This is a genomic window from Pseudoalteromonas aurantia (genome assembly GCF_005886875.1).
Classification (GTDB): Bacteria; Pseudomonadota; Gammaproteobacteria; order Enterobacterales; family Alteromonadaceae; genus Pseudoalteromonas; species Pseudoalteromonas aurantia_A.
Map to the genome: position 1 here is coordinate 1 of NZ_PNBY01000174.1, position 386 is coordinate 386.

A 386-nucleotide genomic window follows, 5' to 3' on the forward strand; every position below is an offset into this window, starting at 1 on the left:
ACTGCAGCACTCAGTTGGTCCGAATGGATCAAACAGTTGGCAGAGCAGGAGCACCAGCTATGGAGCCATCGTCGCTACCCAATGGCAACATTGAAGCGCGATATGGATGGAGAGGCGTTATTTAGTACGCTCTTTAATTACACCCATTTCAGAGCATACGCACAGGAGAGTGTTGGCGAAGCCTTGTTGTTCGAGCGTGGGGCTGATGGGCTAACTGATGCCGCTTTTGAGCACTCTAATTATCCATTCATTTTACAAGCAGGTATGACGCCAACGGGTGAGAGTATCTACTTAACGTTAGAAGTCGATACTTGCCGCTACACAGCGCAAGATTTAGCACGTTTTGTGGCGTGTTACCGTCATAGTTTTACCCAGATGCTCACAGC

At 48.7% G+C, this 386-nt stretch carries 1 protein-coding gene; it reads left to right on the forward strand.

Annotation, left to right across the window (positions count from 1 at the left end; translation table 11 throughout):
- On the forward strand, positions 1 to 386 hold a 386-nt coding region (locus CWC18_RS20315), incomplete at both ends, for a hypothetical protein (protein ID WP_138676011.1).